Source organism: Hydrogenophaga sp. FW305-3-2-15-A-LB1, assembly GCF_058787875.1.
In genome coordinates, this window is sequence record NZ_JBYTAE010000038.1 from 1 (window position 1) to 25,099 (window position 25,099).

Here is a 25,099-nt window from a genome sequence, read left to right on the forward strand (position 1 = left end):
GGCGGGACATCGTGGGGCGACTCTGTGTTTGAAAAAAAGAAGCTCAGGCCGACTCGAACAGCGTGGTGCCGGCGTGCCAGCGCCGCAGCGCGTCCACCGTGACCCAGCGCTGCTCCATGCCGGCCACGCCGCTGGGCAGCAGCTGGTCCACGTCGCCCAGGTGGGGCAGCACGAGCAGGGCGTCGTCGAAGCGGTGGTCGGCGGTGTGCACGGTGGGCGTGACCAGGGTCTGCAGGCCGGCGTCGGTGGCCGCGCGCAGGCCGTTGGCCGAGTCCTCGAAAGCGAGGCAGGCGCTGGCCGGCAGCCCCAGCGTGGCGAGCACCTGCTGGTACACCTGCGGGTCGGGCTTCTTGCGCGGCGCGGTGGACGCGTCGCCGATGGCGGCGAAGTGGCGTTTCCAGTCCGGGCCCAGCGGGGTGCGCAGCAGGGCGTCGATATTGGCCGGCGTGGTGGTGGTGGCGATGGCCAGGCGCAGGCCGCTGGCCAGGGCTTCGCGCATGAGCCGCAGCACGCCGGGGCGCAGCGCGAGCTGGCCGCCGCTCACGCGGTTTTCGTAGAGGCGCGTCTTGATGGCGTGCACGCGCTCGATGGTGGCTTGCGCGGCCTGGCCGCCGGCCACGTCGGGCTCGACCATGCGCCAGTGGTGGGCGATGCGCTCCTTGCCACCCGAGACCTGCAGCAGGCGGATGTAGGTGGCGTCGTCCCAGTGCCAGCCCAGGCGCACCTCGGCGAAGGCGGCGTTGAAGGCGGCGCGGTGCGCGGCCTCGGTGTCGGCCAGGGTGCCGTCCACGTCGAAGATGAGGGCCTCAAGCATGGCCGGCCCCTTCGGTGTCGCTGAACAGGCGGCTGGCCAGGATGTCGGGCGCCTGCAGCGTGGTGAGTTCTTCGGCCGTGAGCTCGCGCTGCGGCTGCGCGAACAGGCGGCTGGCCTGGCGCAGGCGCGCGCGGTCCAGCGCGTTGCGCACGCTGCGCGCGTTGGCGAAATGGGGTTGCTGCAGGCGCAGGCCCAGGTAGCGCTCGAAGGCCTCGGCGGCCTCGGGGCTGAAGCGGTAGTTCTGCTCGGCCAGCATCTGGCGCGAGATCCGCATCAGTTCGTCGGCCGAGTAGTCCGGGAACGCCAGGTGGTGCGCGATGCGCGAGCGCATGCCGGGGTTGGACTGGAAGAAGGTGTTCATGCGGTCCTCGTAGCCGGCGAGGATCACCACCAGGTCGTCGCGGTGGTTCTCCATCACCTGCAGCAGGATCTCGATCGCCTCCTGGCCGTAGTCGCGCTCGTTCTCGGGGCGGTAGAGGTAATACGCCTCGTCGATGAACAGCACGCCGCCCATGGCCTTCTTGAGCACCTCGCGCGTCTTGGGCGCGGTATGGCCGATGTACTGGCCCACCAGGTCGTCGCGCGTGACGGCCACCAGATGGCCTTTGCGCACATAGCCCAGGCGGTGAAGGATCTGCGCCATGCGCAGGGCCACCGTGGTCTTGCCGGTGCCGGGGTTGCCCGAGAAACACATGTGCAGGCTGGGCGGCTGCGAGGGCAGGCCCAGGCCGGTGCGCAGCTTGTCGATGACGAGCAGCGCGGCGATGTCGCGCACGCGCGCCTTGATGGGCGCCAGGCCCACGAGCTCGTCGTCCAGCTCCTGCAGCACGGCCTCGACCTGCGTCTCGGCCAGCACCGCGCCAACCGAGCGCGCGGGCGGTGCGGCCACCGGTGCCGCTGCGGTGGTCACGGTGGCATCGGTGGACAGCGGCGGCGGCGTGCTGCCGGGGATGGCGTAGAGGGTTGAGTTCACGGGTGTGGGCACCTGGGTCAAGTCGCACCACGGAACCGGCTTTGCCGGGCCGTGGGTGCGGTCCCCCGAAGGGGGAAGACGCGAAGCGGCGCAGGGGGAGTCATTGATACCGCTCACCTTCCGGGCGGTCGGCGCCGTAGCCGCGCGTGGTGTAGCGCAGGCTGCGGCCGTTGACTTCCTGGCGCTCCAGCATGAAGCCGGGCTCGCTGGCCGGGCGGTTGACGATGAAGCTCATGGCGATGGTCTCGACGTTGCGCGTCGAATCGAAGGCCATCAGGCGGATGTAGTGGCGCGGGAAGGCCTTGCGGCAGGCCTGCAGCTCCTGCAGCACGCCGGCGGCGTCGTGCAGGTCGAACATGGGGTTGCCGTACATCGACCAGTAGGTATTGCGCGGGTGCGGGTCGTCGGTGTATTCCACGCTCCAGGCGTAGCCGCGCTTGAGGCCGTATTCGATCTGCGCGGTGATTTCCGGGTCCGTGAGGTCGGGCAGGAAGCTGAACTGGCCTTGCGTGATGCGGCCGGTGGCGTTGGTCATCATGGTGTGCGGTCCTCGAAGTGAATGGGTTCAGGCCATCGCGGGCGTCGCGACGTAGTCGCTGCTGTCCGTGCTCTGGTAGTTGAAGCTGATCTCGCCCCAGGTATCGAGCGCGGCCTTGAGCGGGCTGCAGTGCTGCGCGGCCTGCTTGAGGATGGAAGGGCCTTCCTGCAGCAGGTCGCGCCCTTCGTTGCGCGCCTTCACCATGGCTTCGAGCGCCACGCGGTTGGCCACCGCACCGGCCTGGATGCCCATGGGGTGGCCGATGGTGCCGCCGCCGAACTGCAGCACCACGTCGTCGCCGAAGAGCTCGATCAGCTGGTGCATCTGGCCGGCGTGGATGCCGCCCGAGGCCACGGGCATGACCTTCTTGAGGTCGGCCCAGTCCTGGTCGAAGTAGAGGCCGCGCGGCAGATCGGTCTTGGTGTAGCTGTCGCGGCAGACGTTGTAGTAGCCCTGCACGGTGAGCGGGTCGCCTTCGAGCTTGCCGACGGCGGTACCGGTGTGCAGGTGGTCGCAGCCCGCCAGGCGCAGCCACTTGGCGATCACGCGGAAGCTCACGCCGTGGTTCTTCTGCCGCGTGTAGGTGCCGTGGCCCGCACGGTGCATGTGCATGATCATGTCGTTCTTGCGGCACCAATTGGCCATGCTCTGGATCGCGGTGTAGCCGATCACCAGGTCCACCATCACGATCACCGAGCCCAGCTCTTTCGCGAACTCGGCGCGCTCGTACATGTCTTCCATGGTGGCGGCGGTCACGTTCAGGTAGCTGCCCTTGACTTCACCGGTCTCGGCGCTGGCCTTGTTGACCGCGTCCATCACGAACAGGAAACGGTCGCGCCAGTGCATGAAGGGTTGCGAGTTGATGTTCTCGTCGTCCTTCATGAAGTCCAGCCCGCCCTTGAGGCCTTCGTAGACCACGCGGCCGTAGTTGCGGCCCGAGAGGCCCAGCTTGGGCTTGGTGGTGGCGCCCAGCAGCGGGCGGCCGAACTTGTCCAGGCGCTCGCGCTCGACCACCAGGCCGGTCGGCGGGCCCTTGAAGGTCTTCACGTAGGCCACGGGAATGCGGATGTCTTCCAGCCGCGCGGCCTTCAGCGGCTTGAAGCTGAAGACGTTGCCGATCAGGCTCGCCGTCATGTTGGCGATGGAGCCTTCCTCGAACAGGATCAGGTCATACGCCACCCAGGCGAAGTACTCGCCCGGGCGGTTGGGCACGGGCTGCACCTTGTAGGCCTTGGCGCGGTAGCTGTCGCAGGCGGTGAGGCGGTCGGTCCACACCACCGTCCAGGTGGCCGTGCTCGACTCGCCGGCCACGGCGGCGGCGGCCTCCTCGGGGTCCACGCCATCCTGCGGGGTAATGCGGAACAGGCACAGCGTGTCCGTGTCCTTGGGCACGTAGTCGGGCATCCAGTAGCCCATCTGCTTGTACTTGAGCACGCCCGCGCTGTAGCGCTTCTTGGCGTCGGTGATCTCGGTTGAACCAGTGGGGGCGTTGCTCATCGGTGGCTCCAAAAGTGGGGTTTGTCTGGGGTGGAGCGGACTGTAGATTTCGGCTTGAATAAAGTAAATTCACGATTTTTAGAAGTTCGATTAAGGAATTGCTGAATGAAGAACGCCACCTTTCGGCAGCTGCGGGTCTTCAGCGAGGTGGCGCGCCACCTCAGCTTCGCGCGCGCGGCGCAGGTGCTGCACCTCACGCCGCCGGCGGTGACGATGCAGGTGAAGGAACTGGAAGGGCACGTGGGCATGCCGCTCTTCGAGCGCAACGGCCGCAAGGTGGCGCTGACCACCGTGGGTGAGTACATGCTGGTCTACGCGAGGAAGGTGCTGGCGACGCTGAAGGACGCGGAAGACGCGGCCGCACGGCTGCAGAAGCTGGAGACCGGCACGCTGGTGATCGGCATGGTGAGCACGGCCAAGTACTTTTTGCCGCACCTGCTGGCCGAGTTCCGGCGCGAGCATGGCCGCATCGACATCCGCCTGGCGGTGAGCAACCGCGAGCAGCTGGTGAAGATGCTGCACGCCAACGAGGTGGACATCGCCATCATGGGCCGCCCGCCCAAGGAACTGGCCACGCGCGCCGAGCCCTTCGCGGCGCACCCGCACGTGTTCGTGGCGCCGGTGGACCACCGGCTCGCGCACGCGGGCCATGTGCCGGCGGCGCTGCTGCGGGAGTACGACTTCATCGTGCGCGAGCAGGGCTCGGGCACGCGCGCGGCGCTGGAGAAATTCCTGGCCGACGAGCACGTGGAGCTGCGCGTGATCATGGAGATGGCCAGCAACGAGACCATCAAGCAGGCCGTGATGGCCGGCATGGGCCTGAGTTTTCTGTCGCTGCACACCATCGGCCTGGAGCTGAGCAACCAGCTCATGGCCGTGCTGGACGTGGAGGGCGCGCCGGTGGTGCGCGCCTGGAACGTGGTGCACACGCAGTCCAAGCTGCTGTCACCGGCGGCGGAGGCGTTCCGCTACTTCGTGCTGGAGCGCGGGGAGGCGTATCTGGCGGAGAGTTTTCCCGCCCCACCGCCGCCCGCGCGCTGATGGGGTTTGAAGCGGCCCAGGCCGATCAGGACACCCGCCGGTCGTGGGAGCCCACCTCGATCACCCACCGGATGCCTTCTTCGCCCAGGTGGGTTTCGAAGGTGTCCAGCAGCCGGTCGTACCGGTCGACCGCCTCCGCATCACCACGCCGCAAAGCCGCGGCACGGACTGGCACACCTTCGCAGTTTTTGGCCAGCAGCAGCGCCTGGAGTTCCCGGGGCTTCAGGCTGTCTTTCAACCACTCCAGCGCGAAGCCATGGAGATGGAACTGCTCGGCCGTCCCCCACAACAGCACCTGGTGAAGGGCTTGGGCGTTCGTCGCGCACTGACGGGGATCGCGGAGTGCCTCGATCGTCTTGCACAGCAACTTCGAGGCTTGCACGGCCTCTTCGATGGACATCGTCTGCCGAAGCTGGGGATGCTTGTTCAGATAGGCGAACCATTCCAGGCCAGGCTCATGGTTGCCCCATTTCGCCTGCACGTTCCGCGCTTTCTCCAGCATCATCCCGCGCTGCATCGCGTCCTGGGCGAAGTACTGGCGAGCGTGGTCGAAGCTCAAGGGGGTCTCGGAACGGTCCTCTTCCAGGAACTGGACGGTGTCGGGGCTGTAGTTGTAGTAGTCGCGGGCAGCCTCCAGGTTGAAGCTCGGAGTCGGATGGGAGATCGGGTTCATTCTGAAAAAAAAGTCGGTAAGCAAACGGGAAACGTCGATTCCCTCGACCGTGCAGGCGCACGGCCGAGGGAACCACGGCAAAAGTGCGGCGCGGCGTGAATTGGTTCATTCAGGACATTTCATCCCGCGGACCGCCATGCCCCGTCGTCTCCCCTGGGCTTCGACCGTCGATCTCAGAAGTGGTGGCGCAGGCCCACTTCGTAGCCACTGGAGCTGGTGCCGGGCGCGTTGCCGGCCGGGCCACCCGAGATGGCGAAGGTGGCCCGCCCTTTGTTGGAGACGTGGCCGGCGTTCACGTACACGGCCGTGCGCTTGGACAGGTTGTGCACATAACCCACCGCGAAGCGCTGGGCGTCGTCGGCGGCGATGCTGGCGCCCGCCGCGTCCCGGCCGCTCTGGTCCACCTTGACGTACGAGGCCTTGATCACCCCCACGCCCACCGGCACGCTGAGGCCGACCAAGAGTGCCTTGTGTTTGGAGCCCAGGTAGGCCGATTGCGTGAAGCTGCCCGAGAGGATGGCCCCGCCGAAGTGGTACGAGGCGCGCGCGCCCGATTGTTTGAACTGCGCGTTGGTCGCGTCGATGCGGGTGTTGCCGTAGAAACCGCCGACGTCGAACGGGCCCGCCGCGTAGCCCAGGCGCGCGCCGTGGTAGTCGTAGCTGCCCTGCGCGTTGCCCTCCTCGCCCGGCGCGACCATGAGCTGCCCGTACACCCCGCCCAGGTTGGCGGGCAGGATGTATTGCAGCGCATTGTTGGAGCGCGACAAGGTGGTGGCGCCCGCGCCGAAGGCCCGGCGCAGCGCGACGGAGGGGGCAGAGGCCCACATGTTGATCGCGCCACCCACGCCGACCACCACGAAGGGGTCGGTGCCGGCCCAGGACAGGAAGGCCGGGTTCCAGTCGCGGCCGAGCCGCACTTCACCCCAGGGGCCCGCCAGGCCGACGGTGGAGCGGCGGTCGAAGAACTGGTTGCTCACGGCGGAGGTGCCGGTGTCGGCGTTGAAGGCGCCTTCCAGCCAGAAGCTGGCTTTCAGGCCGCTGCCCAGGTCTTCCACGCCGCGGATGATGAGGCGCGAGGTGGAGTTGCTGCCACTGGCCAGGGAGGTCAGCGAGCCTTGTGAGTTGGTGCTGTGGCGCACCGCGGCGTCCACCACGCCGGTGAGCGTGACGTTGGATTGGGCGCTCGCGCCGGCGCCGAGCGCGCACAGCACCGCGCCAGCCAGCAGCTGGTTGCATGTCATGGGTTTGTCTCCGGGGGAAAGGAAGGGGAAGAAAAGCGGGCGCGGCTGCGCCCTGGCATCAGTCGAGCTTCACGCGGCCCGACTTGATGATCCTGTCGAACTGCACGATCTCGCGCGCCGTGACGGCGCTGAGTTCCTGCGGCGTGCTGCCGATCGCGCTGTAGCCCTGCCCCTCGAGCAGCTTCTGCACCGAGGGTTGTTTCAGGGCCGAGGCGAAGGCGCTGTTCAGTTTTTCCGTGACACCGGCGGGCAGACCGGCCGGGCCGAAGTAGGCGAGCCAGCCGGAGGCGGCCACGCCGTCCACACCCAGCTCCTTGAGCGTGGGCACGTCGGGGAACAGGCGCCAGCGCTCTTCGCCCGAGGTGGCGATGACGAGCAGCTTGCCGCTGTCCACGTAGGGCTTGACGCTGCCGCTGATGAGCACGAACTGGACCTGCCCGCCGAGCAGGTCGGTCACGGCCGGCGCTTCGCCCTTGTAAGGCACATGGACCGCCTTGATGCCGGCCGCCTCCAGGATGGTCTCCGACCAGAGGTGGGAGCTGGTGGCGTTGCCCGCCGAGCCGTAGGCCATCTCACCCTTGAGCGAGCGCGCGTAGGCCACGAAGTCCTTGAAGTTGCGCGCGGGGATGCGGTGCGGGTTGATGGCCAGCCCGACCTCGGTGCGCACGGCGATGGTGATGGGCGTGATCTGCCGGTTCAGGTCGGCGTAGCGCGGGTCGGTGACGGGCAGCAGGGACAGGGTGGCGGGCACGCCCAGGCCGATGGTGTAGCCGTCTTTCGGCGCGCGCACGATGGCGTCGGTGCCGATGCGGCCGCTGGCGCCGGTGCGGTTGTCCACCACCACCGTCTGGCCCAGGGTCTTGCTGACTTCGGCGGCCAGGGAGCGGGTGACGTTGTCGGCGAAGCCCCCGGGCGGGTACGGCACGATGAGGGTGATGGGCTTGCTCGGCCAGGTGTCGGCCATCGCCAGGTGGGGCAGCACCGCGAGCGCGGCCATGGCCGCCAGGCGGCCCAGGGTCTTGTGAAGGGGGCTCATGGAAACGGTCTCCGTTCTTGTGGGGGGCGATGATGGGCGTCGGTCAGTGCGCGGGGGCCGTGCGGCCGAGGAAGGACAGCAGCACCTGGTGGTACTCGTCGGGCCGCTCGGCCCAGCCGAAGTGGGCCACGCCTTTCATCTCGTGGTACTCGCCCCGCTTGAGCAGGCCGGCCATGCGGCGCATCACCGCGGCGGGGCAGGTCTCGTCGAGTTCACCGGCGATGCACAGCGTGGGCGCGGCGATGCGCGACAACACGTCTTCTTCGAGGTAGGCGGCCGTGGCCTGGATGGCTTTCTGGAAACCGGCAGCGTTCATGAGGCGGACGTTGTGCAGCACGTGGTCGATGGCGGGGCCCTGCGCGCCCGGTCCCATCATCGAGCGCAGCATTTCGGGCGCGTAGTCCGCGATGGCGCGGCCCTGTGTCAGGGGCGCCACGCGCGTGGCCAGGAAGTTGGCCTGCCATTCAGGGCCCGAGTGGTTGAAGGTGTGCGCGGTGGCCGAGAGCACCAGCGCCTGCACACGGTCGGGAAAGAGGTCCGCCGTCTTCTGCGCCACCATGCCGCCCATGCTGTGGCCGAGCACCACGTTGCGCCCCGTGCTGGTCGCGCCGATCAGGCGGCCGGCCACGCGCGCCATGTCGGTCATGCTGAGGGTGTCGGGCACCGGGCTGGTGCCGTAGCCGGGCGCGTCCCAGGCCACGACGCGGTAGCCGGCCTGGTTGAGCGCCTGCGTGGTGCAGCGCCAGTATTCCTTGGCGCCGTAGGCACCGTGCAGCAGGTAGACCGTGGTCGGCCCTTCGCCCGACACCAGGTAGTCGGGCAGCTCATAGGTTCGCATGTCGGGATCCTTGGTTCAAAGAGAGGACGTGGCGGCGACCCAGCGCGCCAGATGGGCCGCCAGCGCCTCGGGCTGCTCCAGGGGAAGCAGGTGGCCGGCGCCGGGCACGGTGTGGAATTCGGCCCCCGGGATGCCCTGCGCGAGCGCGCGCTGGTGCTCGGGCGCGAACAGCTTGTCGTGCGAGCCGGCGACGATCAGCGTGGGCACGCGGCCGTCGAGCAGGGCCCCGCGCTCGGGCCGCGCGAGGCTGGCTTCCTGGTGCGCCATGAAGCGCTCGGCGCCGTAGGCGGCCACCATGGCCGTGCGCCGCTGCATCAGCAACGCATCGCCCAGGCTGTCGGGGTGGAAGGCGGCCGCGGTCTGCGCCGCGACCAGCTGGGCGTGGCCACCGTTCGCCGCCGTGCCGATGGCCTGGCGGCGCGCGGCGGCCTGTGCCGCCGTGTCGGCCTGGGGCCCACTGCAGACCAGGCCCAGGCCGCTCAGGCGCTCGGGGGCCAGCGCCCGCATGGCCAGCGCGACGTAACCCCCGAAGGAGAAGCCGACGAGGTGAAAACGCGCGGGCAGCGTCTTGAAGAGCGCGGAGGCGATCGCGTCGACGTCGGCCAGGGCCGGCAGTTCGGGCGTGTGGACCGCGAGGGTGGAAGGCAGGGCGCTTCGCACGCCATCGAAGACCGCGGCGGTGGTGTTCAGGCCGTGCAGGAGCACGAGGGGATGCGAGGGCATGGTGCTCACGCCAGCGCGGCCGGGTCGCGGTGTTCGCCGTCGATGCGGTCGCCCTCGACCCAGCAGGCGTGGGTGCCGACGCACATGCGCTCGGGCAGCACGATGGTGGCCAGCGGGCCGCGCGCGACGTCGGCCGCGTCGAGCACCAGCACCTCGGAGCGGTTCTGGCGCATGTCGGCCACCATCACGACGACGTAGCCGTCGTCCTCGGCCTTCGCGCCCAGGCGGCGCGCCACCTGCGGCTCGCTGCCGTAGCGGCCCTCGCCGTATTCGTAGCGCTGCGCCGCGCCGGTGAGCAGGTCGAAGCGCTTGAGGCCGGCGAACAGCCAGTCGCCGGGCTTGTACAGCACGTTGTAGCTGTAGCGGTAAGGGCGGCCCACGTAATCGTTGCTGCAGACCGGGAACTCGGTGACCTCGTCGTCGAGGTACTGCTCGGTGGTCTGGCCGGTCTTCAGGTTGAAGCGCCAGCGGTGCATCAAGGTCTTGTTGTGGTGCTTGTCGAGGTTGGCCAGGATGCGGTCGTACACGTTCATGTCGGCGCTCACCGGGATCTTCTTGAAGTCCGGCATGATGCAGCCGTCCATCACCACCTCGTCGCCGTCTTCGTAGCAGTTCGAGAGGTGGAGGATGAAGCAGGGCTTGGCCTCGAACCAGCGCACCTGGCTGCTGTCCCCATGGCGCGGGATGACGCCGAAGCGCGCCGCCTGGTCGCGGTTGAACACCAGATCGTGCTCGCCGGTCTTGAGCTTGACCGGGTCGAAGTACAGCGGCAGGTCGTGCAGGATGGTGTAGTGCTTCGTGATGCCCAGGTCGTGCGGCCAGCGCGCGCCCGGCAGCTCGATCGGCACGTAGTGCACCAGCTGGTTGTGGCGATCGACCACGCCGTAGTGCATGTACGGCCATTTCTCGGGGTAGTTGAAGAACATCATCTCCCCGGTTTCCGGGTCGACCTTGTAGTGCGAGCTCACGCCCTCGGGCACCTTGCGCGCCCAGTTGGCATCGGGCCCGAGCGTCTCCAGCGTGCGCGGGTCCAGGCGCCAGGGTTCGCTGCCTTGCGACATGCTGGCGATCAGCTTGCCCGCGTGGCAGATCACGTCGGTGCCCGCGTTGTCCTTCATGGCGCCGATGGCACCCCAGCCGCGCCGCGAGGCCAGGTGCGGCTGCAGCAGGCCCGGCCACAGGGAATGGCCCGCGCCCTTCTCCGCCAGGTAGCCGGTGGTGCGCACCAGGCGGTTGCGGTAGGTGGCGCGGCCGTTCTCGAAATGCACCGCGTGCAGCATGCCGTCGCCATCGAACGGGTGGTAGATGCCCAGCGGTTCGTGCACCTGGTTGTGCGTGTTGCGCACGTAGATGCCGTGCAGGTCCTTCGGGATCTCGCCGATCACCTGCAGGCTGTCGGTGTCGGCCGTGTACTCGTTCGCGTTGGGCGTGAACGGGCCTTGAAGAAAAGGGTTGTCGTTGTCCGCCCGGATCGTCAGGGCGATCCTGCCCACCACCTCAATCATTTGCCCACTCCAATGGTTGCCTATGCCAAGTAATGAAGAGAGTATCCGGCAATCAATTGCTTGTGGCAAGCAATTTTCGATCGATAATGGAAAGTACCTAGCACGCACCGACGACATGACCAAGAAAGCCAAGTCACCGCCCGTCCAGAGCACCATCTTCCTGTGGCTGGGCAAGGCCTACCACGCCGCCACCAACGCCTTCGAGGAGAGCACGGGCGTCACGGCCGCGCGCTGGCGGCTGCTCTTTCTGATCCACCGGCAGCGGGGCTGCACGCAGAAGGCGCTGATCTCGGAGATCCGCGTCGACCCCGGGTCGATCACCCGTCAGCTCAAGGCACTGGAGGCGGAGAAGCTGATCGTTCGCGAAGACGATCCGGCCGACAACCGGCTGACGCGCGTCTCGCTGTCCCCGCTGGGCGACAAGCTGGTGCAGGGCATTCTGGAGAAGCGCAAGCGCTTCCTGGAGACCATGCTGCAGGGCATCCCGCCCGAGGAGGTGGACGCCTGCATCCACGTGCTGGAGCGCATCAGCATGAACGTCGGCGACGACCGCCCGATCCCCTGAGGCGGCGGCCGCGTGGCGTGACGCCGGCTCAGCCGTGCCGCAGGCAGAGCCTGTTGACCGGCGCCGACACGCGAGGCAGGGCCATGGTGGTGCACAGGCCGGCGGCAAAACTGGCGACGCTGGCGGTGCGCAACGGCACATAGTCCAGGCCGTTGTGCTGGCAGGCGCGCTGCAGCGCCACGGCGGATTCGCGGTCCACGCAGTCCAGCGGCGCGACAACGAGGTCGGCCCAGGTCAGCGCGGCCAGCAGCAGTTCGTTGCGCGGGTCGATCACGCTGCCTTCATGCCGCCGGTACTCGCCGCCGTGCCGCTCCACCAGCGCGCGGATGGACGGGTTGGCGCTGGGGCGCCCGCCCACGTAGAGCAGCTTGCGGCCACGGATGAGCGGCCCGAGCGACGTGGGTTCGGCGCCTTCGCCGTTCATCCAGCCGCGCAGCTGTTCCTCCACCACCGTCAGCTCGCGCCCGAGTTCGCCGAGCTGGACCTGGAGCTGGATCGTTTCCTGCTCCAGGCGCAAGGCGTGGGCCTCGGCGGCGAGCGCGGCGACTTCGGCCTGCTCCCGGCGACCGACCTGGAACATCAGCGCCGACGACAGCGACTCGGCCCGCTCCCGCGCGTCCCTGGCCGCTTCGAGCAAGGTGGCGCTCAGCCGCCACGATTCGTCGATGGCCGCCACCTGCGTGCGCAGGGCGCCGATCTCGGCCGCGTCGCGTTCGCGCTGCGCGCTCGCGGCGCTGGTGAGCGCCTCGATGTCGCGCGAGATCAGCCCGCTCAGCCGGGGCGTGCTGCGGCGGTCGGTGAGCAAGGCCCAGCAGGCACCGCGCACCTCCCCCGAGCGGGTGGCCGCTTCCCACAGGCCCAGCAGATCGGCCTCGGTGCGGGCCCGGGAGCACTGCTCGATGGCCTCCCGATGCCGCTGGTCCAGCAGGCCCTGCAAGGCGCGGGCCACGCCGGCGTGCTGCGAGGCGAGCCGCGCGGCCTCGCACCGCAGCGCGATGTCCGACGGGTTCAGCACGTCGGTGAAGGGCGCCATGAGCTGCCGCAGACCGTGCGCGGGCAGGCAGGTGCGCAGCACCATGCCCTGCAGATGGGGGGCGAGACAGACCCAGTGCAGACGGTGACCGGGATGGGCAGTGGGGGATGGCATGCGGTGGGCGCTTTCGATATATACAACCGAATATAGCGATACTGTAACCGAGCCCCCCTGGTGCCGCGGGGTCGAACCGGCCCCCCTGCCGTTCGCCGTTTCCCGTTCTCCCTCGTGAAAATTGCCACAACTCCTACACGGCGATCGCGTCCTGCGTCATATTCTTGCCGCGCAACGGTGGCAGCATGTGCGAAAGAAGTTTCAAGTGCATGCGACCCATCCCTTGTCCAATTGCTTCTGGGAGTGCTTTCGTGTTTATCTACAAGATTTTTGGTGAACAACCCGGCTTTGCCGAAGGGCTGATCTTCAACAGCTGCGTGAAGAACCTGCAGAACCAGCCCGACCTGTGGCTCGACGAGTGTCCGTACCTCTACCCGCGTTCGTCCTCCCGGCTGCCCGAAGGCTTGCGCGTGGTGCAGCTCGGCACGGCCGAAGAGCACGCGCCTCAACAACCCAGCCCCCCGCGCTGGATGCTGGCCGCCTGAGCCCTCGGGCCGCCCGCCCCTCTCTTGGAGGGGTTTTTGTCGTGTGGGACATCTCCTACATCCGCATTTTTGGTCTTCCTACAGAGTCGCCCGAGGTTCAAATCCACACTCGTCTCCTGCTGTCACGGACCGTTACCGTTGATTCAAGGAGATGGCGATGAAAGAATTTTTCAAGCTGTGCGTGATCACGGTGGCCGGCATGGCGGCCATCGCCTCTCTCCTTCACTTGGCCGTGGCCCTGGGCCAGGACCAGTCTCCCTGGAACGCGCTGATCTACCTGGGCATTTCCAGCGGCGCACTGGGTCTGATGGGCCTGCTGGACATGGAGAAGCGCATCGACCAGATGACCGCCTGACGGCCCGGGCGGTTGGCCCGTTCAGGCGGCCGTTCCAGCGGCCCGCTCGCAGCGGCGGAAGAAATCGCGCATCAGCGCGGCGCATTCGGCGGCGTGCGTCTCCAGCAGAAAATGCGGCCCATCCAGAATGTGGGCTTCCATGCGCGGCAGGGCCTTCATCCACGAAAGCGTTTCGGCCAGATCGAAAAAGACGTCGTGCCGGCCCCAGAGCATCAGCGCCGGAGGTTGCCAGCGGGCCAGGCAGTCGGCGATCTCGCCAAAGCGCGCGTGGTGCTGGCCGTAGTCGAGCACGAGCTGGCGGTGCATCTCGATGCGCCCGGGCAACGACATGACGCGCCAGTCCTCTTCCCACACACTCGAATCGATGCGCCGCGCGATGTCTTCGGGCACACCCCCCACGTACTGGTCGCGCGTGCCCGCCCGGGTCAGGTGCGCCGTGGCCGCGGCGGCCCGCTCGGGCGTGGGGTCCTGCCAGTAGGCCTTCGTGTCCGCCCAGGCCGGGCCCATGCCGCTTTCATGCGCGTTGGCGTTCTGGACGATGAGGCTGCGGATGCGGCCCGGCGAGCGGGTCGCGAGGTGCAGCCCCACGGCCGCGCCGAAGTCGTGCAGGTAGAGGTGGAAGCGGGTGACATCGAGTCGCTGCAGTAGCCGCTCGATGAGGTCCGCGAAGCCCGCGAAGGACGGGGGATCGATGGGCTCGGACTGCCCGAAGCCGGGCAGGTCGGGCGCGATGACGAAACAGTCCTGCGCCAGCCCGTCGATGACGTTGCGGAAGGACGCCGACGAACTGGGGAAGCCGTGCAGCAGCAACAAGGCCGGCCGGTGGGGGTCGCCCGCAAGGCGCAATGCCACGCGGATGCCATCGATTGACAGGGTGTCCATGCGGCGCCGGCTCAGGATGCCTTGGGCTTCCTGGCGTGCTGCTTGTGCCAGTCCTTGAGCGAGAAGTCGGGGTACCCGTCAAAGCGCTGGTCGCCCTTGCGGCCTTCCACGCGCACCCACGGGGCTTTGGAGTCCAGCAGGATGTGCACGTTCGCGGGCGGCTCGGGCAAGGGCGTGTCGATGGCGCCCGCGTGCGGGTGCACCAGCTCGGGCCAGCTCGGGTCGTACAGCCAGAGCGCGGTGCCGCACACGCCGCAGAAATGGCGCTGGCCGGTGCTGTGCCGCACCTCGTCGCCCTCGGTGATGCTGGCCTGGTAGACGCGCAGGTGCCGCTTGCCTTTCACCTTCAGCGTGCGGTGGTCGGCGCCCAGGTTGATCGCGTAACCACCGGTGCCCGCGGTCTTGCGGCAGATGGAGCAGTAACACCGCATGAAGGGCACGGGCTCGGCCGAGTCGACCGAGAAGGTCACGCGGCCGCAATGGCAAGAGCCTTCGAGCTTCATGGCGATCTCCTTGCAAACCCCCATTGGGCCCGCCCGATGCCTCGAAGGCTGTCGGACAACGCCCTGCAACGACGGGCGGCCCTACCGGCTCAGTTGCGCCAGCGCCGCTTGCAGCCCCTGCAGGCCACCCACGCGCTGGTCGTTGATGAAGATCTGCGGCATCTGCCGCACGGAGGGCCCGCACTTTTCGTAGAAGGCCATGCGTTCGGCTTCGTCGTCGATCTTGATTTCCTCGAAACCGAGCGAACGGGATTTCAGCAGCATCTTGGCCGACTCGCATTGCGGGCAGGCGGACTTGGAGTAGACGACGATTTTGAGTGACATGGCTGAGAGTTTACGGGGGGAGGGTATGCGCGACAGGGCAAAAAATCGGCATAGAACTTTCGATCGACAACGCGGTACTCAGGCCGCCATGGGAGTTTTTTTGACAGGCCTTCAGCGCAAAGCGCCTGGTTCGCGACCGTTCATGACGAGATGTACTCACTGGATACCCGATACGCATTCGACACCGAATACCAAGACCTGCGACATCAAGAAGAAGATGATGATTCATCAGACGAGCGCGTGGCACTGCGTCTGCTGATGCAAAAGGGCGAGATCGCCACCCTCTCCCGCTTTCCCATCCAAGACCCCAAGCAAACCGCCGACCTCTGCCTTGAGTTGGTCATGGACCACCCGGAGTCCGTGGCCGTCCTGCTGTGGAACCGCGAGGTGCGGGATGCCTTCGCCACCCTGCTGGGCAAACCGATGCACAGGCATCGTGGCCAGGACCGCTGGGAACGCGCCACGATCCTGGCGCTCGACACGGGGCTGCCGCCCGAGTGGTTCAGCGGCGCCCGAAGTGACCAACGCAGAAAATCGTTCCACACCCACGTCGCCGAAAAGAGCGCGAAGCACAAGAACCACACCTGGCAGGTTCCGGGGAGGGTGTCCAAGGTGTACGAGGTCGGGAAGCCCGCTCCCTACCGAGGTCTGCACGTGAACTCGCTGTTGAATCAAAACGGCAAGATCCGGGACGCGTTGTGCCGCCACATGGCGTGGGAAGCGACCATGGCCTTCATGCAAGGTTGCGAATGCTTCAAGCAGTTCTTGTGCAACGTGGCCGAAGGCACCTACCCCTTCGACGTCGACACACTGGAGCATCTGCATTACGAGCACGTGTGCGACAGCAGCGACAGCCGTGTCCAGTTCACGCCACAACACTTCGGCCGCCTCCTCGTGCGCCTGCTCTCGTGCATGAAACCGGGTGAGCGCCAAGGACACTTGATCTGCTGGAACATCCCGAACGACCTCCATGCTCACGGCCACGAGATGGCCGTGTTGCTCGAGAAGGGGGACGATGGGATTGACAAGGTCTGGCTGTACGACCCCAATGTTTCCGGCAATGCCCTGCACATCAAGACCTCGCCCGACGGACTTTCAAGCCACAGCATCGCGCTCTATGACGCGCTGGGCTACATCGTCAAATCGGCGAACGTACTGTCCATGGACATCGGCAACCGGACACTGGCCAAAGCTTGGGCAGGTCACTTCATCGAGTCGGACGACATAACGCTTCTGGAAAGCTTCGTGGAAGCCCTGGCCAACGGCACCGTGCATGAAATGGCGGCGGCACTGAAAACGATCAGGAACTGGAACGCCTTCGCTCACATGCACGCGGAGGTGCGGCGCGCCCTGACCATGGCGGTGCAATGGGGCCACGTGCAGGCCATCGGATGGCTTGCACAATGGCTGCACACCACAGAGGTGCATGAGAGCTTCCAGGAAGCGATCGATGAGGATCCCGAGCAGGCGGCGAAGCTGTGGAGCTTGGCGTTGAACAACGAGACCATGCTCGATCTGCTCACCCGCGAAGAAGAGGTTCCTTTGCGCACCGCAACCGCGCTGGCCTACCTGAATCTGCTCGCAGGCGCTTCACGGCACATGAACAAGGCCTCGAAGCGGGAGCTGTACAAGATCCTGCATGCCTTTCAGAACGGCTCGCCCTGCTGCTACGAGAGGCTCTCTTGGGGCCACCAACTCCTGAGTCGCGACGCCGGCTTTCGCACCGCGTTCGAGCAGCTCATGGCGAAGCTGAAGTTCTGGTGAACCCCGGGCCGCCCCGCGTCCTCAGTCGATCTGGATCTTCGCGTCGCGCACGATGCGCGCGTAGGTCGCGATCTCCTTGGTGATGTAGGGTGCGAACTGCGCCGGGCCCATGGGCGCGGCGATGAAGCCTTGCGCACCCAGGCGCTCGGTCACCAGCGACGAGCGCATGGCCTTGGCGCTTTCTTCCGTGAGCCGCTTGCTGATCGCCTCGGGCAGCTTGCCCGGCGCCCACAGGCCGTACCAGGTCACCATCTCGAAACCGGGAATGCCGGACTCGGCCACGGTGGGCACGTTCGGCATGCTCGGAAGGCGCGCCTTGGTGGTGACGGCCAGGGCCTTGAGCTTGCCGCTGGCAATGTGCGGCGCGGTGGACGGCAGGGCGTCGATGATCACGCTGATCTGGCCGCCGAGCAGGTCGTTCAGGGCCGCCGCCGTGCCGCGGTACGCGACGATGGGCATCTCCAGCTTGCCGCCGAACTTGATGGCTTCGAGCGAGACGTGCATGGGCGAACCGATGGCCGAGGTGCCCAGGCTGAAGCCCTGCGGTTTGGCGCGCGCGGCTTCGAGGAAGTGCTTCAGGTCGTCGGCCGGCACGCTGGGGTGCGCCGCCACCACCATGGGCACGGAGCCCAGGAACGAGACCGGCGTGAAGTCCGTGACCACGTCGTAGGGCACCTTGCGCACCATCAGCGGGTTGGCGATCAGCGTGGGCGACTGCACCAGCAGCGTGTAGCCGTCGGCCGGGGCCTTGGCCACGAGGTCGCTGCCGATGACGCCGCTGGCGCCCGCGCGGTTCTCCACCACGAAGGGTTGTCCCATCTGCTCGGTGAGGCGCTGCGCGAGCACGCGCGCCACCAGATCGACCGTGCCGCCGGGCACGTAGGGCACGATGATGCGCACCGGGCGGTTCGGGTAGGTCTGGGCGTGCGCCGCGAGGCCGGTGGCGGCGAGCAGGCCGGCCAGCAGCGCGCGGATCCATGGGTTCTTCATCGTCGTGTCTCCTTGAAAGGTGGGTGTGGCGACTAGCAGCAGGGCATCTTCAGCAGGCGCAGCGCGTTGCCGAAGTAGATGCCCTCGCGCTCTTCTTCGGACAGCTTGAGCGAGTCGATGGCTTCGGGAATCGTGCGGATGAACATGGGGCCGCCTTCGGGATCGAAGGGGCAGTCGGACGCGAACACCACCTGCTTCGCGCCGAAGAACTCGAGCCCGCATTGCAGCCCCGCGCGCCCACCGGCCAGCGCGGTGTCCGCGTAGAACAGGCGGAAGTAGTCGATCGGGCGCTTGGCCATGCTTTTGAGCAGGCCTTCGTAGTCTTCGTCCGAGGTGCGGCTGCCGAACTGGTCCAGCCCCGGGCCGACGCGGCCGTCGAAGAACGGGATCATGGCGCCCATGTGGTGGGTGATCACCTTGAGTTCGGGCAGCCGGTCGAAGAAGCCGGAGAACACCATGCGCGTCATGGCCGCGCTGGTTTCGTAGGGCCAGCCGAAGGTCCACCAGATCTCGAACTTGGACTTCTTCTCCGAGGCGTAGTCGGGCATGTTGGCGCCGCGCGCCGGGTGCATCCACACCGGCACGTCGTGGGTCTTCACGGCGGCTTCGAAGATGGGCCAGAACTCGGGCTCGTCGAGCGGGCGGCCGTTCACGTTGGTGAACACCTGGATGCCGCGCGCGCCCAGCACGTTGATGGCGTATTCCATTTCTTCCAGGCAGGCGGCCGGGTTGTTCATGGGCAGCGAAGCCACGAAGGCGGGGAACTTGTCCGGGTGCGCGTCGCGGATCTTGGCCATCTCCTCGTTGGCCAGGCGGGCCAGCGCGGGCGAGTCCTCGGGGCCGGCGATCAGCTCGATGGGCGGGTTCGACAGCGTGAGGATCTGCTGGTACTCGGGAAAGCCTTCCATCATCTTCAGGCGCGCGTCCAGGTCGTACAGCACCGGAATCGTCAGCCAGCGCTTGATGGCGCCCTTGTCCTTGGCCAGCTCGGCCATGCGCTCGAAGTACTTGCGCGGCAGGATGTGGGCGTAACTGTCGATCTTTCGCATGGGCTTTTCTCGCTCTTTATTCACCAATTGGAGAATTATAGGGAAAAGCAAAGGGGCGTGGGGCCCCCGATTTCCCCTGGTTTTCCCTGAGCAGTGAAGAAAGCCGCTACGCGAGCACGAACGCCGAGATCACCTCGGTGATGTGGGCCAGCCGCTGCGTGAGCTGCTTGGGCGCCTTGAAGTCGCGGTTGAAGCCGGCCGAGAGGGTGTGGATGTTGGAGAGGTAGAAGTACGAGCAGCCGGCGATGGTGATGTAGAGCTGCACCGGGTCGATGCCGGCGCGGAACAGGCCCGCCTTCTGGCCGCGCTCCAGGATGTCGCCCAGCGACTGCACCAGCGGCGAGTTCAGCTCGCGGATGCGCTGCGAGCCGTGCAGGTGGCGCGCCAGGTGCAGGTTCTCGCTGTTGAGCAGGGTGATGAACTCGGGGTGGGCGATGTAGTAGTCCCAGGTGAATTCCACCAGCCGGCGCAGCGCGATCAGCGGCGGCATGCCCTGCAGGTCCAGGTAGAGCTGGGCGTTGCGGATCTCGGCGTAGACGCTCTCCAGCGCGGCGGCGAACAGGCCGTCCTTGTCCTTGAAGTAGTAGTAGACGAGCTTCTTGTCCACCGCCGCCTTCTCGGCGATGCGCTCCACGCGCGCGCCACCCAGACCGGTGCGGGCGAATTCTTCGCGCGCGGCGACCAGGATGGCGGCCTTGGAGCGCTCGGCGTCGCGGATCTTGGGCTCGGAAGGGGCCTTTCTGGCGGTCACGGCGGAGGTCCTTGTGCGGGGGAAAGTGGGGCGGGCAATGCCGCCACAGCGTACCCGAACTCCCCCGCGCAGCCCTTTATTCACCATTAAGTGAATAAAGGGCTTTGCCAGGGCGCACCGCCAGGCGCCACAGGCGCGCGGCGCGGCCGATGAAGAAACCCGTGAACGCGCCGTACAGGGCCGCGACGCACAGCACGTACTGCGTGTCCCGGACCAGCTGCGGCGCCATGGTGAGATCGACCCCGACCACGTACTTCACCAGAAAGATGCCCACGATCAAGCCCAGCGGGACGGTGCTGCCCGGCAGGCGGTACAGGCGCCGCGCCGGGTCGTACTGGGCGCCATCGGCGCGGCCGCGCGCGACCAGGGCGAAGGCCAGCACCGCGGCGATGAGCCAGGCCGAAACGGCAAGGCCCCGGTGGGGCGTCGCACCGAAGGCCGAATACGTGCCCGAGACCGAGAAGAGCGTCATCGCCAGGGGCATCAGCGACACGCGGGCCAGGCTGGCGCTGCGCTCGCGCAGCTGGCTGGCGCCCAGCGCGAGCAGCGCCACGAGCAGGCCCCACACCCACAACGGTGTCTGGCGCAGGACGGGGACGACGGCTTCGGGGTGGTTGGCGAGCAGTTGCAGCAGCATGGTGGGCTCCGCGAGGAAGGGGTTGAGGGAGGACGCACTGTGCCGGGGGCGAGGGCGCCTGGCGATCCCGTTGCGACGAAACTGCGTGGGTGCGGCGCGAAGAGCCGTCTGACGAGGGCGAACGGCGGCGGCCGCGTCGGACGCCTCCGACACACGACCCCGCCAAGCACCCCCTGTTGCCGCGCCTCCCACTGTGCCAAGCTGTAGGGCATCGGATCTTCGCTTGATCCGGCAACTTCAAGAGTGCGCCTGTGAACAAAACCTTCGAGTTCGTCAGCGTGCGCGGCGCACGCGAACACAACCTGAAGAACGTCGATGTCGACGCGCCCCGCAATGCACTGGTCGTCTTCACCGGCATCTCCGGCTCCGGCAAATCCTCGCTGGCGTTTGGCACCATCTATGCCGAGGCACAGCGGCGCTACTTCGACTCGGTGTCGCCCTACGCCCGCCGGCTGATCGACCAGGTCGGCACGCCCGATGTGGACAGCATCGAAGGGCTGCCGCCCGCCGTGGCGCTGCAGCAGCCCAGGGGCTCGGCGGGCTCGCGCTCCACGCTCGGTTCGGTCTCGATGATCTCCAACATGCTGCGCATGCTGTACTCGCGCGCCGGTTGGTACCCGCGCGATCAGCCCATGCTGTTCGCCGAGGACTTTTCGCCCCACACGCCCCAGGGCGCCTGCCCGGTCTGCCAGGGACTGGGGTTTGTCTACGACGTGACCGAGAAGGCCATGGTGCCCGACGACACGCTGAGCATCCGCGAGCGCGCCATCGCCGCGTGGCCGCCGGCCTGGCATGGGCAGAACCTGCGCGACATCCTGGTCACGCTGGGTTACGACGTCGACACGCCGTGGCGCGATCTGCCCAGGAAGGACCGGGACTGGATCCTGTTCACCGAAGAGCAGCCCACCGTGCCGGTGTACGCCGGCTTCACCCCGGCCGAGACGCGGGCCGCGTTGCGCCGCAAGATGGAGCCGAGCTACCAGGGCACCTTCACGGGCGCGCGCAAGTACGTGTTGCAGACCTTCGCCACGACCTCCAGCGAACTGATGAAGCGCCGCGTGGCGCGCTTCATGTCCGGCACGGTGTGTCCTTCGTGCCAGGGCAAACGCCTGAAGGCCGAGGCACTCTCGGTGACCTTCGCCGGCCTGGACATCGGCGAGCTCTCCCGCTTGCCATTGACCCGGCTCGCGCAGGTGCTTGAACCGGCGGCCGCCGGCCGGCTCGCATCCACTTCGGCGCCAGCGGCCACGCCCAGGGGCCGCGCCCGCCGGGCCATGGCCCCGCGCCCGGGTCATGAAGGCGCTCCCGACGTGCGGCGAACGCCCCACCTCTCGGAAGAGAAACGCATCGCCGCACAACGGATCGCCCAGAACGTGCTGGAGCGCGTCAAGACCTTGGAGGACATCGGTCTGGGCTATCTGTCGCTCGACCGGCAGACACCCACCCTGTCGTCGGGCGAACTGCAGCGCGTGCGGCTGGCCACGCAGATCCACGCGAACCTCTTTGGCGTGCTCTACGTGCTGGACGAACCCTCGGCAGGCCTTCACCCCGCCGACGGCGTGGCGCTGCTGGCGGCACTGGACCGCCTCAAGCGCGCCGGCAATTCGCTCTTCGTGGTCGAACACGATCTCGCGGTGATGAAACACGCCGACTGGATCGTGGACGTGGGCCCTGAAGCGGGCGAGAACGGCGGGCGCGTGCTGTACAGCGGCCCGCCGGCGGGCCTGCGCCGCGTGCCGGACTCCCACACCGCGCGGCACCTCTTCGCCGCGCCGCCACCGCGCAGGCGGGCCGTTCGCCCACCGCGGGGCTGGCTGAAGCTGACCGGCGTCAGCTGCAACAACCTGCACCGCCTCGACGCGGCTTTCCCCATCGGCGTGTTGACCGCGGTGACCGGTGTCTCCGGCTCGGGCAAGTCGAGCCTGGTGGGCCATGCCCTGGTGGACCTCATGGCGGACCACCTCGGCCATGAACCGCCCCAGCGCGACACGGGCGACACGGCGGAGGACGCCGAGGTCGGCGGCGCGGTGGTGAGCGGCGGCCGGATCGAGGCCGGTGCCGATGCCTTTCGCCGCCTGGTGCGGGTCGATCAGAAACCGATCGGCCGCACGCCGCGCTCCAACCTCGCCACTTACACGGGCCTGTTCGATGCGGTGCGAAAACGCTTCGCCGCCGAGCCTGCGGCGCGGTCGCGGCGATGGGGCGCAGGGCGCTTTTCGTTCAACGTGCCGGGCGGTCGTTGCGACACCTGCGAAGGCGAAGGTTTCGTCCACGTGGAACTGCTTTTCATGCCCAGCGTGTACGCACCCTGCGCCACCTGCGGCGGGCAGCGCTACAACGAGAAAACCTTGCAGATCACCCATGCCGGCAAGAACATCGCCGAGGTGCTGGCCATGACGGTGGAGGAAGGCGTGGCCTTCTTCCAGGAAGACCCGGCGATCCACCGGCCCTTGAAGCTGCTGCAGGACATTGGCCTGGGCTACCTGCGGCTGGGGCAGCCCGCCACCGAACTCTCCGGCGGCGAGGCACAGCGCATCAAGCTGGCCACGGAGCTGCAGCGGCCCAACCGCGGGGACACGCTCTACGTGCTCGACGAGCCCACCACCGGCCTGCATCCCGCCGATGTGGATCGCCTGATGGCGCAGCTGAATGCACTGGTGGACGCCGGCAACACGGTGGTGATGGTGGAGCACGACATGCGTGTCGTGGCCGCCAGCGACTGGGTGATCGACGTGGGGCCGGGCGCCGGCCATGAAGGCGGCCGCATCGTCGTGGCGGGCACGCCCGACGCGGTGGCGGCCTGCCCCGGCGGCCCGACGGCACCCCATCTGGCGGCGGCGCTCGGTGCACGCTGACCGACAATCGCCCCATGCAATTCCAGCCCATCCTCGAGGACATCGTCGCCACCCTGCGCCCGACCCTGGGGGCGCAGGGCCGGGTGGCCGACTACATTCCCGCGCTGGCGCGCGTGCCCGCGGCGCAGTTCGGCATCGCCTTGCGCACCTGCGACGGCGAGGAGGCACAGGCCGGCGACAGCGCCACCCCCTTCTCGATCCAGAGCATTTCCAAACTCTTCGCCCTGACCCTGGGCATGCGAGCCATGGGCGAGCGCCTGTGGGAACGCATCGGACGGGAACCCTCCGGCAACCCCTTCAACTCCTTGGTGCAGCTGGAGGCCGAACAGGGCACGCCGCGCAACCCCTTCATCAACGCCGGCGCGATCGCCGTCACGGACCGGCTGGTCAGCCAGGGCGATCCCAAGGCGGCCATGCTGGAGCTGGTGTCCAGCCTGTGCAACGAGCCGGTGCACTTCGACGAGGAGGTGGCGGCATCGGAGGCCGCGACGGGCTTTCGCAACATCGCGCTGGGCAACTTCATGAAGAGCTTCGGCAAGATCGACAACGACGTCGCGGCCGTGCTGGACGCCTATTTCCACCACTGCGCGGTGCGCATGAGCTGCCAACAGCTGGCGCGCGCCACCGGCTTCCTGTGCCGCGACGGCCGCCACCCTTTCAGCGGCGAGCCCCTGCTGAGCGAGCGCCAGACGCGCCGGATCAACGCGCTGATGTTGACCTGCGGCACCTACGACGCGGCAGGTGAGTTCGCCTTCCGGATCGGCCTGCCCTGCAAGAGCGGCGTGGGCGGGGGCATCGTGGCGGTGGTGCCCGACCGCCTGAGCCTGTGCGTGTGGTCACCCGCGCTGGATGCCACGGGCAACTCCCTGCTGGGCATGCAGGCGCTGGAACTCTTCGCCTCGCGCACCGGGCTGTCCGTGTTCTGACGGAGCGCGCGGCGTCACCCGCGAGGCTGGCTGCCGCAAGCCAGCGCCAGGAACGATTCGACCAGGGGGTTGTCGCGCCGCGCCTGCGTCGCGAACGCCAGGCTGTAGCGCAGCGGACGCCGGCCTTCCAGCACCGGCACGTAGGTCACGTGGGGCATCTGCATCGCGGCGAAGGAGCTCGGCACCAGCGCGACGCCGACACCGCTGGCCACGAGCATGATCTTGGTCACCATCTGGGAGACCTCCTGCACCACCTTCGGAAAGAAGCCGGCCCGCTGGCAGGCGGCGAGAAAGATGCTCTCGAAGCCGGGCCCCGCCGAGAACGGGAACGAGATGAACGACTCGGTGGCCACCTGGCTCAGCTGGATCGACTTGCGCGACGCCAGCGGGTGCCAGGACGGCAGGGCGATGACGATCTTCTCTTCCTTGAAGTGGTCCACGACCAGGCCCTTGGAGTCCTGCAGCGGCGCGACGATCAGGGCGATGTCCGTGGCCCCTCGCCGCAGCGCCTCCAGCTGCCCGCCGGTGGTATCGCTGTCCAGCAGGACTTCGACGCCCGGGTACTCCTTGCGAAAGAGCAGCACGAGATCGGGCAGCGGCCCGAGCGCGGCGCTGGCCACAAAAGAAAGCCGGATGCTGCCAGCGGTGCCGTCGGAGGCCCGCTGCGCCAGGCTCATGCCGTGGGCCGCCTGCGCCAAGGTGCGGCGCGCTTCGCGCAGGAAGATCTCGCCGACCGGGGTGAGCCGCACGTGGCGCCGGCCCCGGTCGAACAGGGGCTTGCCGACCGCTTCTTCAATGCGCTTGATGGCATGGGACAGCGGCGGCTGCGACATGTGAAGGCGCAGGGCCGCCCGGCGGAAGTTCAACTCTTCAGCGACGGCGACGAACTGGTGCAGCTGGCGCAACTCGATCATGTTGATATCTTTGAGCTATCAATAAATAGCAAAACGGTATTAGAAGTATCACTGAACCGTCCGCAGAATGGGC

Annotated in this window: 26 protein-coding genes; 7 read left to right on the plus strand and 19 right to left on the minus strand. The window is 67.6% G+C overall.

Features of this window, described 5'->3' with window-relative positions; all coding sequences use genetic code 11:
* Nucleotides 1–43: 43 nt before the first annotated feature.
* The 4 genes from AC3WPZ_RS13260 to AC3WPZ_RS13275 form a co-directional block, all read right to left on the minus strand.
* Nucleotides 44–814, minus strand: coding sequence for an HAD-IA family hydrolase (locus AC3WPZ_RS13260; RefSeq protein ID WP_492440006.1), 771 nt, complete (start codon nucleotides 812–814; stop codon nucleotides 44–46).
* Entirely contained in the window at nucleotides 807–1,787 is a 981-nt protein-coding gene (gene cbbX / locus AC3WPZ_RS13265; RefSeq protein WP_444687746.1) for a CbbX protein, read from the minus strand. The genes AC3WPZ_RS13260 and cbbX overlap by 8 nt, the downstream gene beginning before the upstream one ends.
* A gap of 100 nt (nucleotides 1,788–1,887) precedes the next feature.
* Complete coding sequence (locus AC3WPZ_RS13270) at nucleotides 1,888–2,325, minus strand: ribulose bisphosphate carboxylase small subunit (protein WP_444687747.1); 438 nt, start codon at nucleotides 2,323–2,325, stop codon at nucleotides 1,888–1,890.
* A 27-nt stretch (nucleotides 2,326–2,352) separates the two neighbouring features.
* Nucleotides 2,353–3,822, minus strand: coding sequence for a form I ribulose bisphosphate carboxylase large subunit (locus AC3WPZ_RS13275; RefSeq protein WP_444687748.1), 1,470 nt, complete (start codon nucleotides 3,820–3,822; stop codon nucleotides 2,353–2,355).
* Between the two features lie 105 nt (nucleotides 3,823–3,927).
* On the opposite strand from AC3WPZ_RS13275, the gene AC3WPZ_RS13280 reads away from it, so the two are divergent.
* Entirely contained in the window at nucleotides 3,928–4,863 is a 936-nt protein-coding gene (locus AC3WPZ_RS13280) for a LysR family transcriptional regulator (RefSeq protein WP_492440008.1), read from the plus strand.
* Nucleotides 4,864–4,888: 25 nt separating this feature from the next.
* On the opposite strand, the gene AC3WPZ_RS13285 is transcribed toward AC3WPZ_RS13280, so the two are convergent.
* The 6 genes from AC3WPZ_RS13285 to AC3WPZ_RS13310 form a co-directional block, all read right to left on the minus strand.
* The gene (locus AC3WPZ_RS13285) at nucleotides 4,889–5,536 is read right to left on the minus strand and encodes a hypothetical protein (protein WP_492440010.1); all 648 of its coding nucleotides are present in this window, start codon (nucleotides 5,534–5,536) and stop codon (nucleotides 4,889–4,891) included.
* A 173-nt stretch (nucleotides 5,537–5,709) separates the two neighbouring features.
* Nucleotides 5,710–6,777 carry a porin gene (locus tag AC3WPZ_RS13290; protein WP_492440012.1) on the minus strand — a complete coding sequence of 356 codons (1,068 nt, stop codon included), beginning with the start codon at nucleotides 6,775–6,777 and terminating at the stop codon, nucleotides 5,710–5,712.
* A gap of 58 nt (nucleotides 6,778–6,835) precedes the next feature.
* On the minus strand, nucleotides 6,836–7,813 hold the full coding sequence (locus AC3WPZ_RS13295; protein WP_492440014.1) for a Bug family tripartite tricarboxylate transporter substrate binding protein: 978 nt from the start codon (nucleotides 7,811–7,813) through the stop codon (nucleotides 6,836–6,838).
* 43 nt (nucleotides 7,814–7,856) lie between these two features.
* A complete protein-coding gene (locus AC3WPZ_RS13300; protein ID WP_382322586.1) occupies nucleotides 7,857–8,651 on the minus strand; it encodes an alpha/beta fold hydrolase in 795 nt (264 codons plus the stop codon).
* Nucleotides 8,652–8,666: 15 nt separating this feature from the next.
* Nucleotides 8,667–9,374, minus strand: a complete 708-nt coding sequence (locus tag AC3WPZ_RS13305) for an alpha/beta fold hydrolase (RefSeq protein ID WP_492440017.1) — start codon at nucleotides 9,372–9,374, stop codon at nucleotides 8,667–8,669.
* A gap of 5 nt (nucleotides 9,375–9,379) precedes the next feature.
* Complete coding sequence (locus AC3WPZ_RS13310) at nucleotides 9,380–10,879, minus strand: carotenoid oxygenase family protein (RefSeq protein WP_492440019.1); 1,500 nt, start codon at nucleotides 10,877–10,879, stop codon at nucleotides 9,380–9,382.
* Nucleotides 10,880–10,994: 115 nt separating this feature from the next.
* Here AC3WPZ_RS13310 and AC3WPZ_RS13315 point away from each other — a divergent pair, with 115 nt between their 5' ends.
* Complete coding sequence (locus AC3WPZ_RS13315; RefSeq protein WP_382152407.1) at nucleotides 10,995–11,444, plus strand: MarR family winged helix-turn-helix transcriptional regulator; 450 nt, start codon at nucleotides 10,995–10,997, stop codon at nucleotides 11,442–11,444.
* 28 nt (nucleotides 11,445–11,472) lie between these two features.
* On the opposite strand, the gene AC3WPZ_RS13320 is transcribed toward AC3WPZ_RS13315, so the two are convergent.
* Nucleotides 11,473–12,591 carry a DUF2325 domain-containing protein gene (locus tag AC3WPZ_RS13320; RefSeq protein ID WP_492440021.1) on the minus strand — a complete coding sequence of 373 codons (1,119 nt, stop codon included), beginning with the start codon at nucleotides 12,589–12,591 and terminating at the stop codon, nucleotides 11,473–11,475.
* Nucleotides 12,592–12,842: 251 nt separating this feature from the next.
* Between AC3WPZ_RS13320 and AC3WPZ_RS13325 the strand changes: the two genes are divergently transcribed.
* Nucleotides 12,843–13,076: a hypothetical protein gene (locus AC3WPZ_RS13325; protein ID WP_382152402.1), complete on the plus strand. Its 234-nt coding sequence runs from the start codon at nucleotides 12,843–12,845 to the stop codon at nucleotides 13,074–13,076.
* A 157-nt stretch (nucleotides 13,077–13,233) separates the two neighbouring features.
* Nucleotides 13,234–13,431 carry a hypothetical protein gene (locus tag AC3WPZ_RS13330; RefSeq protein ID WP_382152400.1) on the plus strand — a complete coding sequence of 66 codons (198 nt, stop codon included), beginning with the start codon at nucleotides 13,234–13,236 and terminating at the stop codon, nucleotides 13,429–13,431.
* Nucleotides 13,432–13,452: 21 nt separating this feature from the next.
* On the opposite strand, the gene AC3WPZ_RS13335 is transcribed toward AC3WPZ_RS13330, so the two are convergent.
* The 3 genes from AC3WPZ_RS13335 to AC3WPZ_RS13345 form a co-directional block, all read right to left on the minus strand.
* Nucleotides 13,453–14,313, minus strand: a complete 861-nt coding sequence (locus AC3WPZ_RS13335) for an alpha/beta fold hydrolase (protein WP_492440023.1) — start codon at nucleotides 14,311–14,313, stop codon at nucleotides 13,453–13,455.
* 11 nt (nucleotides 14,314–14,324) lie between these two features.
* Nucleotides 14,325–14,816, minus strand: coding sequence for a GFA family protein (locus AC3WPZ_RS13340; protein WP_382322594.1), 492 nt, complete (start codon nucleotides 14,814–14,816; stop codon nucleotides 14,325–14,327).
* Nucleotides 14,817–14,897: 81 nt separating this feature from the next.
* On the minus strand, nucleotides 14,898–15,140 hold the full coding sequence (locus AC3WPZ_RS13345; protein ID WP_382322595.1) for a glutaredoxin domain-containing protein: 243 nt from the start codon (nucleotides 15,138–15,140) through the stop codon (nucleotides 14,898–14,900).
* A 150-nt stretch (nucleotides 15,141–15,290) separates the two neighbouring features.
* On the opposite strand from AC3WPZ_RS13345, the gene AC3WPZ_RS13350 reads away from it, so the two are divergent.
* Entirely contained in the window at nucleotides 15,291–16,904 is a 1,614-nt protein-coding gene (locus AC3WPZ_RS13350; protein WP_492440025.1) for a hypothetical protein, read from the plus strand.
* A gap of 21 nt (nucleotides 16,905–16,925) precedes the next feature.
* On the opposite strand, the gene AC3WPZ_RS13355 is transcribed toward AC3WPZ_RS13350, so the two are convergent.
* From AC3WPZ_RS13355 to AC3WPZ_RS13370, 4 genes are all read right to left on the minus strand, one after another.
* A complete protein-coding gene (locus tag AC3WPZ_RS13355) occupies nucleotides 16,926–17,894 on the minus strand; it encodes a Bug family tripartite tricarboxylate transporter substrate binding protein (RefSeq protein ID WP_382322597.1) in 969 nt (322 codons plus the stop codon).
* A 32-nt stretch (nucleotides 17,895–17,926) separates the two neighbouring features.
* Complete coding sequence (locus tag AC3WPZ_RS13360) at nucleotides 17,927–18,943, minus strand: amidohydrolase family protein (RefSeq protein WP_382322598.1); 1,017 nt, start codon at nucleotides 18,941–18,943, stop codon at nucleotides 17,927–17,929.
* Between the two features lie 106 nt (nucleotides 18,944–19,049).
* Entirely contained in the window at nucleotides 19,050–19,694 is a 645-nt protein-coding gene (locus tag AC3WPZ_RS13365; RefSeq protein ID WP_382152382.1) for a TetR/AcrR family transcriptional regulator, read from the minus strand.
* A gap of 76 nt (nucleotides 19,695–19,770) precedes the next feature.
* Complete coding sequence (locus tag AC3WPZ_RS13370; protein WP_382322599.1) at nucleotides 19,771–20,331, minus strand: DUF6622 family protein; 561 nt, start codon at nucleotides 20,329–20,331, stop codon at nucleotides 19,771–19,773.
* A gap of 251 nt (nucleotides 20,332–20,582) precedes the next feature.
* On the opposite strand from AC3WPZ_RS13370, the gene AC3WPZ_RS13375 reads away from it, so the two are divergent.
* Complete coding sequence (locus AC3WPZ_RS13375; protein WP_492434497.1) at nucleotides 20,583–23,186, plus strand: excinuclease ABC subunit UvrA; 2,604 nt, start codon at nucleotides 20,583–20,585, stop codon at nucleotides 23,184–23,186.
* A gap of 14 nt (nucleotides 23,187–23,200) precedes the next feature.
* Nucleotides 23,201–24,112: a glutaminase gene (locus tag AC3WPZ_RS13380; RefSeq protein ID WP_382322600.1), complete on the plus strand. Its 912-nt coding sequence runs from the start codon at nucleotides 23,201–23,203 to the stop codon at nucleotides 24,110–24,112.
* A gap of 14 nt (nucleotides 24,113–24,126) precedes the next feature.
* Here the strand turns inward: AC3WPZ_RS13380 and AC3WPZ_RS13385 are convergent, their stop codons facing one another.
* Nucleotides 24,127–25,026: a LysR substrate-binding domain-containing protein gene (locus AC3WPZ_RS13385; RefSeq protein ID WP_492434498.1), complete on the minus strand. Its 900-nt coding sequence runs from the start codon at nucleotides 25,024–25,026 to the stop codon at nucleotides 24,127–24,129.
* Nucleotides 25,027–25,099 lie beyond the last annotated feature (73 nt).